Below are 6,070 nucleotides of genomic sequence, written 5' to 3'. Positions count from 1 at the left end.
TTGTGGGGATTCATCAGCCCTAAGGTTCCCGTTTTTTCTCTTACTGCCGGTTCTTCGCGCGACGGAAGCGCATGGCAATCCAGAACACCAGCGCCACCATCAGAATGGTGGGGATGAAATTGGAGCCAATGTCCGGGTATTCAGCCCGCACCAGCGCGCTATACACCAAAATCCCTAGCAGGAAGAATGCCGCCGCCAGCGACGGCATGCCGTCGGGCATATTGCGGTTGAGATAGCGCTGATGCAGACACCAGGCCGCCAGGCCCAGCGCAATCAACGGGAATATCGAAAAGGGAACAAACGTACTGAACAGCACCGAAAAGGAGCCGTTGATAGCTAAACCGGTGATAAAAGCTAATAACAGCGTTCCTTTATCGCGAGGGTTTTGCTCAATCATTTTTTTATCCTTATCACATTACTCTGCGGTTTTTTCCAGGGTAACCGACAGGCGCTCTTGCTCCCGGCGATACCAGTAATACGCACCTTTGGCGATCATACGCAGCTGCAGCACCAGTCGATCTTCGAGCTTACGACGCTGTTCGATATCGATGTCCAGAGCTTCGGCACCCGCGCTAAACACAATCGTTACCATGGCTTCAGCCTGCGCCTCAGTGAAACTGCGCGGCATGCGATTTTCAAGCTCAAGGTAATCGGCCAGTTCGGCGATAAAGTGCTGAATCTCCCGTGCCACTGCGGCACGAAACGCCGCCGACGTTCCGGAGCGTTCGCGTAGTAAGAGCCGAAAAGCGTTGGGATTGTTCCCGATGAACTCCATAAAAGTCGCCACCGAGGTTTTGATGATGCTGCCGCCCTTGGCGATGCGCTGGCGTGCTTGCCGCATCAATTGGCGCAACATCAAGCCGCTCTCATCTACCATGGTCAAACCGAGTTCGTCCACATCGCGAAAGTGGCGATAAAATGAGGTCGGCGCAATCCCCGCTTCACGTGCAACTTCCCGTAAGCTCAGGCTGGCAAAACTCCTTTCTGCACTTAACTGACTGAAGGCAGCTTCAATCAGTGAACGTCGTGTACGTTCTTTTTGTAGCGCTCTGACGCCCATTTTCCCGGCCTTTTAGGTGATTTGGCAGGCACTATAACAAACTTTTCAGCGTACAGCGGTGCAAACTTTGTGAACGCCTGTGAACCTCACGCTTTGTCAAACTTCAGCAATTTACGCTGTTAGAATTCAGATGTGCGCGGCGAGATGTTAGAATCTCGTTGTAAAAATGTGATAAAAAAATAGGACGTACTGGTATGCAAAAGTCTTACGATTACGATGCCATTGTGATTGGCTCCGGTCCGGGCGGCGAAGGTGCGGCGATGGGGCTGGTGAAGCAGGGAGCGCGTATTGCAGTGATCGAACGCTACCACAACATCGGCGGCGGTTGTACTCACTGGGGAACCATCCCCTCCAAAGCCCTTCGTCACGCTGTCAGCCGTATCATCGAGTTCAATCAAAACCCACTTTACAGCGATCACACTCGACTCCTGCGCTCCTCATTCGCCGACATTCTGAACCACACCGAGAACGTTATCAGTCAGCAAACCGCAATGCGTCAGGGTTTTTATGAGCGCAACCGCTGTGAACTGTATCAAGGCGACGCGCGTTTTGTTGATGCCAACACCATCGAAGTGGAACAACCCGACGGCACGCGCGAGCGCTTAACCGCGGAGAAATTCGTTATCGCTTGTGGTTCTCGCCCGTATCATCCAACGGATGTCGATTTTACCCACCCACGCGTTTACGATTCCGACTCCATCCTCAACCTGCACCATGAACCTGGCCACGTCATCATCTACGGCGCCGGCGTGATCGGTTGTGAATATGCGTCGATTTTCCGCGGCCTGAACGTCAAGGTTGACCTGATCAACACCCGCGATCGCCTGCTGGCGTTTCTTGATCAGGAGATGTCCGATTCGCTCTCCTATCACTTCTGGAACAGCGGCGTGGTGATTCGTCACAACGAAGAGTTCGAGAAAATTGAAGGTGTTGATGACGGAGTGATTATTCACCTGAAATCGGGCAAGAAAGTGAAAGCGGATTGCCTGCTGTACGCGAATGGTCGTACTGGTAACACCGATTCACTGGCGCTGGAAAACGTGGGACTGGAAGCCGATGGTCGTGGCCTGCTGAAAGTAAACAGCATGTATCAAACCGCGCAGCCACACATCTATGCAGTCGGCGACGTGATTGGTTATCCAAGCCTGGCCTCGGCCGCTTACGATCAGGGTCGCATTGCCGCGCAGGCGATTATCAAAGGTGAAGCTACCGCTCATCTGATCGAGGATATTCCAACCGGGATTTATACCATTCCGGAGATCAGCTCAGTGGGTAAAACTGAACAGCAGCTTACTGCGATGAAAGTGCCGTATGAAGTGGGTCGTGCGCAGTTTAAACATCTGGCGCGTGCGCAGATTGTTGGCATGCATGTCGGCAGCCTGAAGATCCTGTTCCACCGCGAAACCAAAGAGATCTTAGGGATTCACTGCTTTGGTGAGCGTGCTGCCGAGATCATCCACATTGGTCAGGCCATCATGGAACAGAAGAACGGCGGCAACACGATTGAGTATTTCGTGAATACCACCTTCAACTATCCCACCATGGCCGAAGCCTATCGTGTGGCGGCGTTAAACGGCTTAAACCGCCTGTTTTAACGAAGTTTCCAGGTAACCCTGCATATGGGTTTTAATTGCTTCTGCCAACTGCTCATAGCGGTTGCGCAGAGGTGAGCCTGGACGATAGACCAACGCGATGGTGCGCTGTGGCACGGGCTTGTAGCAAGGCAGATAACAGACACCATCGCGCACGCGTTCATTCGGTACAGAGAGCGCAGGCAGCAAGGTAATACCGCTACCGGCGGCAACCATGTTGCGCAACGTTTCCAGGCTGGTGGCGCGGAAATGCGTATCTTCATCGGCGCCGGCTTCGAAGCAGAAGCCCATCGCCTGATCGCGCAAGCAGTGCCCATCTTCCAGCATCAGCAACTTCTCACCGGCCAGATCTGACATCGGCACGCGATCGCGATCGCGCCACGGATGATCGGCATACACCGCCAGCGTCATCGGCTCATCAAACAGCGGCACCTCAATAAAGGCCTCGCTCTCTTTTACCAATGCCACAATGGCGCAATCCAGCTTGCCGCTGTCGAGCTGTGCCAGCAATTGCTGCGTCTGCGCTTCGTGCAGGTACATTTCGAGTTTGGGGAAGGTCTGATGCAGCATCGGAATGATGTGCGGCAGCAGATACGGCCCGGTGGTCGGAATCAAACCAATGTGCAGCGGTCCAGACATCGCTTCGCCCTGTTGGCTTGCCATCTCTTTCAATACTTTCACTTCGCGCAGCACGGTTCGCGCCTGATCCACCAACAACAGCCCAGCCTGAGTGAATAACACTTTACGGCTGGTACGCTCCAGCAGCATTACACCGAGTTCATCTTCCAGCTTACGAATCTGTCCACTTAAGGTGGGTTGGCTGACATGACATGCGTCAGCTGCACGCCGGAAATGGCGATGCTCCGCAAGTGAAACCAGGTATTCGAGATCACGAATATTCATTGAAATCCTCCAAACCACGATAGCCCGTGGCGATAGATAGAATAGCAATGAACGATTGGCCCTATCAAGGCGCGAACGGGAATAATACGCCTCATCGAATTGAGTCCACTGATAATTGAGGAAAAGATATGTTCGCCAGCCAGGAAGGCAAAGCCGTACCGCAGGTCACTTTTCACACGCGTCAGAGCGATCGCTGGGTCGATCTCACCACTGACGAACTGTTTAAAGACAAAACCGTTATCGTGTTCTCGCTGCCGGGTGCGTTTACGCCCACCTGCTCATCGAGCCACCTGCCACGCTACAACGAGCTGTTCAGCACCTTTGCCCAGCACGGTGTCGACAGCATTCTATGTGTGTCAGTGAACGATACCTTTGTCATGAATGCGTGGAAGGCCGATCAGCGCGCTGAACATATCACCTTTATCCCGGACGGCAATGGCGACTTCACCCGCGGCATGAACATGCTGGTGGAAAAAGCGGATGTCGGTTTTGGCCCGCGCTCATGGCGTTATTCCATGCTGGTGCGCAACGGCGTCATTGAGAAGATGTTTGTCGAGCCGAACAAGCCGGGCGATCCGTTTGAAGTGTCGGATGCCGATACGCTGCTGCGCTATCTGGCTCCTGAATATAAGGTGCAGGAATCGGTGTCGGTGTTCACGAAACCCGGCTGTCCGTTCTGCACCAAAGCGAAACAGCTGCTGATTGATCGCAGCATCGCGTTTGAAGAAATCGTGCTGGGGCAAGATGCCACTACCGTGAGTCTGCGTGCCGTATCAGGCCGCCCCACGGTGCCTCAGGTATTTATCGGTGGTCGTCACATTGGCGGCAGCGACGATCTGGAGCAGTACCTGCAATCTGCTTAAACCTAATCACAGAGTTGGCCGGGAGTGGCCTGCCCTTGATGATGTGCCTATAACAATATGTAATTCCGAAGCTAGAGGTTGGCGGGCTACCGAAACGGTGCCCGCTTTTTTTTTATTTGTCGTAACCGTAACGAACATCAACTGAGCGCGATAAATCGCGCCGCTACAAAAATGTGCACAAACCGTAGCGGCGCAATTTATTGCGCAATGCCTTTAACCCAAACGTTTCTGGGCTTCATTGATAGCAAACGCGACCTGCTGTGGCGATACGCCGCCTTGCGCATTACGCTTATCCAGGCAGGATTGCAGCGACAGAATCGGATAAACATCCTCCTCAATCACCGCACTGAACTGCTTGAGTTGCGCCAGAGTAAGCGCTTCCAGCGCTACGCCTTGCTTGATCGCTTCGACCACCGTCTCACCGACAATGTGGTGCGCTTCACGGAACGGTACACCTTTCGCCACCAGATAATCGGCCAGCTCCGTTGAGTTAGCATAACCCTGCTCAGCGGCTTCCTGACAGCGCGGACGTTTTACCTGAATGCCATCCAGCACCAGCACCGACATATGCAGGCAGTCGAGCCAGGTGTCGAGTGCATCGAACAGCCCTTCTTTGTCCTCCTGCATATCTTTGTTGTATGCCAGCGGTAGGCCTTTCAGCGTCATCATCATGCCGGTTAGCGCACCTTGCACACGACCGCATTTGCCACGGATCAGCTCCAGCGCATCCGGGTTTTTCTTCTGTGGCATCAGCGAGGAACCGGAAGTGACTTTATCCGACAGTTCAAGGAAGCCCGCTTCACCGGTGTTGAAGAAGATCAGGTCTTCCGCAAAGCGCGACAGATGCACCATACCAATCGACGCATCTGACAGCAGCTCCAGCACGTGATCGCGATCGGAAACGGTATCGAGGCTGTTACGCGTGGCAGACGCAAACCCTAACCACTCTGCCAGCTGCTGACGATCGATCTCATAGGCGGTACCGGCCAGCGCACCGCAACCCAGCGGGCTGACATCCATACGCTTCAGCGCATCCTGCAGACGGCTCTCATCACGCGCCAGCATCTCAACGTACGCCAGGCACCAGTGCGCGAAGGTCACCGGCTGCGCACGTTGCAGGTGCGTGTAACCCGGCATCACCGCATCCTGATTGGCTTCGGCCGTGGTCACCAGCGCAGATTGCAGTTCGCGCGTGGCCTCCAGCAGCACCGCAACCTGCTCTTTGCACCACAGTTTCAGATCGGTCGCGACCTGATCGTTACGGCTACGCCCGGTGTGCAATTTCTTGCCCAGTGCGCCGACTTTATCGATCAGCTTGCCTTCCACCCAGCTGTGAATATCTTCGGCATCGCTTTGCAGAATTTGCTCGGGATTGGCACGTACTTCAGCCAGCAGTTCATGCAACGCGCTTTCCAGCTGCTGCTGCTCTTCATTGGTCAACACGTTGACCGTGACCAGCGCTTTTGACCAGGCAATCGAACCGGTAATGTCCTGCTCGGCCAGGCGATAGTCAAAACGCAGCGAGTCGTTGAACTGTTTGAACCGTTGGTCTGCTGCCTGCGAAAAACGTCCGCCCCAAAGTGCCATCTGAATTACTCCTGAATCCGTTATAGAAAAGGCGGCCCGAAGCCGCCCTTGCAAAATGTGTCGCT

Annotated in this window: 6 protein-coding genes; 2 read left to right on the top strand and 4 right to left on the bottom strand. The window is 54.2% G+C overall.

The genetic code is table 11. The annotated features are described in order from the left end of the window. Positions 1-40 precede the first annotated feature (40 nt). Positions 41-397 (bottom strand): YijD family membrane protein, encoded by a 357-nt coding sequence (locus PMI17_RS01625; protein ID WP_007885419.1) that lies wholly within the window; start codon positions 395-397, stop codon positions 41-43. 18 nt (positions 398-415) lie between these two features. Next, positions 416-1,060 carry an HTH-type transcriptional repressor FabR gene (fabR, locus tag PMI17_RS01620; RefSeq protein ID WP_007885418.1) on the bottom strand — a complete coding sequence of 215 codons (645 nt, stop codon included), beginning with the start codon at positions 1,058-1,060 and terminating at the stop codon, positions 416-418. Positions 1,061-1,254: 194 nt separating this feature from the next. Between fabR and sthA the strand changes: the two genes are divergently transcribed. After that, positions 1,255-2,655, top strand: a complete 1,401-nt coding sequence (gene sthA, locus PMI17_RS01615; RefSeq protein WP_007885417.1) for a Si-specific NAD(P)(+) transhydrogenase — start codon at positions 1,255-1,257, stop codon at positions 2,653-2,655. Here sthA and oxyR read toward each other — a convergent pair. Further along, on the bottom strand, positions 2,638-3,555 hold the full coding sequence (oxyR, locus tag PMI17_RS01610; protein ID WP_007885416.1) for a DNA-binding transcriptional regulator OxyR: 918 nt from the start codon (positions 3,553-3,555) through the stop codon (positions 2,638-2,640). The two genes, sthA and oxyR, sit on opposite strands and share 18 nt — an antisense overlap. Positions 3,556-3,683: 128 nt before the next feature. On the opposite strand from oxyR, the gene PMI17_RS01605 reads away from it, so the two are divergent. Further along, entirely contained in the window at positions 3,684-4,418 is a 735-nt protein-coding gene (locus tag PMI17_RS01605; RefSeq protein WP_007885415.1) for a glutathione peroxidase, read from the top strand. A gap of 213 nt (positions 4,419-4,631) precedes the next feature. Here the strand turns inward: PMI17_RS01605 and argH are convergent, their stop codons facing one another. After that, entirely contained in the window at positions 4,632-6,005 is a 1,374-nt protein-coding gene (gene argH / locus PMI17_RS01600; RefSeq protein ID WP_007885414.1) for an argininosuccinate lyase, read from the bottom strand. Positions 6,006-6,070: the final 65 nt, after the last annotated feature.

The organism is Pantoea sp. GM01 (assembly GCF_000282675.1).
In the GTDB taxonomy this organism is placed as follows: Bacteria; Pseudomonadota; Gammaproteobacteria; order Enterobacterales; family Enterobacteriaceae; genus Pantoea; species Pantoea nemavictus.
This window is presented reverse-complemented; position numbering and strand designations above follow the sequence as displayed.

Bases quoted from the DNA above. Each gene is read 5' to 3' on its own strand.
- PMI17_RS01625 (WP_007885419.1), bottom strand. From the start codon at position 397: ATGATTGAGCAAAACCCTCGCGATAAAGGAACGCTGTTATTAGCTTTT.
- fabR (WP_007885418.1), bottom strand. From the start codon at position 1,060: ATGGGCGTCAGAGCGCTACAAAAAGAACGTACACGACGTTCACTGATT.
- sthA (WP_007885417.1), top strand. From the start codon at position 1,255: ATGCAAAAGTCTTACGATTACGATGCCATTGTGATTGGCTCCGGTCCG.
- oxyR (WP_007885416.1), bottom strand. From the start codon at position 3,555: ATGAATATTCGTGATCTCGAATACCTGGTTTCACTTGCGGAGCATCGC.
- PMI17_RS01605 (WP_007885415.1), top strand. From the start codon at position 3,684: ATGTTCGCCAGCCAGGAAGGCAAAGCCGTACCGCAGGTCACTTTTCAC.
- argH (WP_007885414.1), bottom strand. From the start codon at position 6,005: ATGGCACTTTGGGGCGGACGTTTTTCGCAGGCAGCAGACCAACGGTTC.